Source organism: Kluyvera sp. Awk 3, from assembly GCF_028069715.1.
GTDB lineage: Bacteria > Pseudomonadota > Gammaproteobacteria > Enterobacterales > Enterobacteriaceae > Kluyvera > Kluyvera georgiana_A.
On the sequence record NZ_JANEWH010000236.1, the window covers coordinates 1 to 3,316 of the forward strand.

Sequence of the window (3,316 nt, forward strand, 5' to 3'; positions counted from 1 at the left end):
ATATTGATTCACCAAATCAATATAATAGCGAAAACGCTTTTCCGGTCTGAGATCGTCAGGCAGTAGGGGATTCCAGACAATATCGTTGGTAATTGCGCTATCAAACGCCTCAAGCATAGGGAGGTCCTGGACCCACTGCGAGCAGGGCGTTTTGCCCGCAGTTAATGAACCCTTGAGCGGTGAGTAGCTGTGGCCGTCAATGTTCAGACCGACAACATCGCCCAGGCGCTGCACGCTGTCACAAGCTCTCGTGGCCGCATCAACGGTAGGGGCTTCATCCATCTTTCGCGAGAGTTGCGATATAATCAGCTGGTTCTGATATTTATCATAGAGAAAGGCCGATTCTCCTTTGTCTATGATATATCGCATATAATCCGTCATATCCCGATGACTTGAGATCAACTCATAGATCAGAAATGAGGATGTCAGTATTACCACGCCGGATGAAATCACGAAGCGGAGTATTTTGTTTTGCAGTTTCATGGCGAAATTATATGTTCTTCCGTGTAATGGGAAATTTTACCATGTGCGGGGCGCTATCACTAGTGAAGCATTAGCGATGAGAATGTATTACAAATATTGGATGAGGACGACCTGTGACGAGGCTGCTGATTTATCTCCTTTTATTCCGCATTCCTCGTCACGTTTTGCACGAGAGGTCAGAAAAACATCCTGATGGCACAATACACCAGCAGCAGCGCCAGGATGATATTCACACTCCGACCATGCCGGCGAAACAATGACTGGAATAGATGACCAGCCAGCGCCCAGATCAGATTCCCCAGACTGCCAATCACTGCCAGCAGCACGCTGACAGCGATGACCCAGAACATATCCTGCGTGTAGGGTAATACGAACGCAGACAGCGCCGTAATGCCATATAGAATAATCTTCACGTTGGCAAACTGCAGGCCAAAACTGAGCCAAAAGCCCAAAGGCTGCGTATTGGCTTCTGCTGTGGATGAGCTGGTCGCTATTTTCCATGCCAGCCAGAGTATATACGCGGCACCTATCCACACCAGCCATCGGGTGACGGATGGCATCACGCTGATCAGCGCATAGGTAAACAGACCGCAAAGGAGCATCAGCACCAGAAAGCCAGCGCTCATGCCGGCGAGGACGCGAACACTACGGCGTAAACCATGCTGATTGACCGAACTTAACGCGAGGATATTGTTAGGCCCGGGCGTCAGGGCGGTAATGAGGGTATAGGTTAAAAAGCTGCTGATGATGAGAGTGGTCAATTGTATTCTCCTTGTTTCTGCTGCATATTAGCCGCGTAAAAACATTCAAAAAAGCGAATGTTTTAAATTCCAGACTTTCAATATTTCGATGTTTTGCGTGAGAGGAATCTATGGATTTGCGTCGTTTCATCACCTTTAAAACGGTTGTTGAAGAAGGGTCGTTTGCTCAGGCCGCGCGCAAGCTATGCTGCACGCAATCTACCGTCACTTTTCAGATCCAACAGCTGGAACAGGAGCTGTCATACTCGGTGTTTGAGAAAGTGGGGCGTCGAATGGTTCTCACGCCTGCGGGGAAATTACTGCTGCCGAAGGTAAGAGAACTGACGCGTGTGCTGGAGGGGATTCGGCAGATCGCCGATCGCGAGGAAGAGATCGCTGGGGACCTTCGGGTGATGGTTGGGGAAACCTTACTCGCCTACAAAATGCCTGAGGTTCTGAAACTGCTGAGGATTAAAGCGCCAAAAGTGCGTCTTTCTCTTCAGTCGGTAAACTGTTATGCCATTCGGGACGCGCTGCTCAACGATAATACGGATCTGGGCGTCTTTTACCGCGTGGGTCATGATGAGGCGTTGCACAAGGAATATTTTGGCCAACAGGAATTGGTACTGGTGGCATCCCCAGAGCTGCAGGGCGTTGATTTCACGAGAAAGAATCAGCATATTCCGCTCAGCTTCATTATCAATGAACCGCAGTGCGTTTTCAGGCAACTCTTCGAATCGACGCTCCGCGAAAGAAAGATTACGTTAGACAACACGATTGAGCTGTGGAGTATTGAGAGCATTAAACGCTGCGTGGCCAGCAATCTGGGCATCTCATTTCTGCCACTTTTCAGCGTATTGCGGGAACTGGAATCCGGTGAATTGATAACGCTTCCTTTTTCCGCAATGCCGATGACGATAACGGCACTTTGCGCCTATCACGCCGACAGAACCCTGAGTCCCGCGATGGAGATATTCATTGACTGCATGCGACAGTGTTTAGGGGAGGCGGAATCTGAATGCCTGGGGGAATTATCTCCCCATCTTGACGTCACGTCATAGGTAAAGAAATCAGCCAGAAAACAAGTTAACTGGCTGATTTTTTTATTAATCCTTGATGGTGTTGCCCTGCTTATGGAACAGCTCGCGGAACACCGGGTAAATATCCTCCTGATCGCGGATGTGCTGAATGGCAAAGTTATCAAACGTCTGCTGCAGGTGCTCGTACTCACGCCACAGGGTCTGATGGGCCCGACGGGTGATTTCGATATAGCTGTAGTAGCGCACCACTGGCAGAATTTTCTTCGCCAGAATTTCGTGGCACAGCGGTGAGTCATCTGCCCAGTTATCGCCATCCGACGCCTGCGCCGCGTAGATATTCCACTGCGCCGGGTCGTAGCGCGCTTTCACCACCTCATCCATCAGCTTCAGCGCGCTGGAGACGATGGTGCCGCCCGTTTCCTGAGAGTAGAAGAACTCATGCTCATCCACCTCTTTGGCCTGGGTGTGGTGACGAATGTAGACCACTTCGACGTTTTTATAGGTTCTGCTCAGGAACAGATAGAGCAGGATATAAAAGCGTTTCGCCATGTCTTTGGTGGACTGATCCATCGAACCGGAGACGTCCATCAGGCAGAACATCACGGCCTGGCTGGAAGGCTCTGGCCGTTTCTCGTAGTTTTTGTAGCGTAAGTCAAAGGTGTCGATAAACGGCACACGGTCAATCTTCGCCCGCAGGTCAGCAATTTCTTTGCGTAACCGCTCCTCTTCCAGCAGCTGCGCTGGCTCGCTTTTCGCCACTTCATCCAGGGTGGCTTCCAGCGCGTGCAGCTCGCGGCGCTTGCCGGCCGTCATGGCGGTACGGCGGGCAAGGGAGTTTTGCAGCGATCGCACGACGCTGATGTTGGCGGGCACGCCGTTAGAGGTGAAGCCCGCGCGGTGGGTTTTAAACTCGGTCAACTGGCGCTGCTGATTCCGTTTGAGATTGGGCAACGCCAGATCCTCAAACAGCAGATCCAGATACTCATCTTTGGAAATCTGAAACACAAATTCGTCCTGACCTTCGCCGTCGGCGCTGGCCTGGCCCTGTCCGCT

The 3,316-nt window shown here is 51.1% G+C and carries 4 protein-coding genes; 1 reads left to right on the forward strand and 3 read right to left on the reverse strand.

Translation table 11 applies throughout. From position 1 onward, the window contains the following. Together NNN71_RS24110 and eamB are read right to left on the reverse strand one after the other, a co-directional pair. Positions 1-483: GAPES1 domain-containing protein (locus tag NNN71_RS24110; protein WP_271459534.1), on the reverse strand; the 483-nt coding region annotated here is incomplete at its 3' end. Between the two features lie 176 nt (positions 484-659). Further along, on the reverse strand, positions 660-1,244 hold the full coding sequence (gene eamB, locus NNN71_RS24115) for a cysteine/O-acetylserine transporter (protein ID WP_223802441.1): 585 nt from the start codon (positions 1,242-1,244) through the stop codon (positions 660-662). 110 nt (positions 1,245-1,354) lie between these two features. Between eamB and NNN71_RS24120 the strand changes: the two genes are divergently transcribed. Further along, positions 1,355-2,284, forward strand: coding sequence for a LysR family transcriptional regulator (locus tag NNN71_RS24120; RefSeq protein WP_223802442.1), 930 nt, complete (start codon positions 1,355-1,357; stop codon positions 2,282-2,284). Between the two features lie 45 nt (positions 2,285-2,329). Here the strand turns inward: NNN71_RS24120 and NNN71_RS24125 are convergent. Further along, the coding region (locus tag NNN71_RS24125) for a YeaH/YhbH family protein (protein WP_271459535.1) at positions 2,330-3,316 on the reverse strand (987 nt) is incomplete at its 5' end.

Coding starts and splice junctions, on each gene's coding strand:
- NNN71_RS24120 (WP_223802442.1), top strand. CDS start 1,355: ATGGATTTGCGTCGTTTCATCACCTTTAAAACGGTTGTTGAAGAAGGG.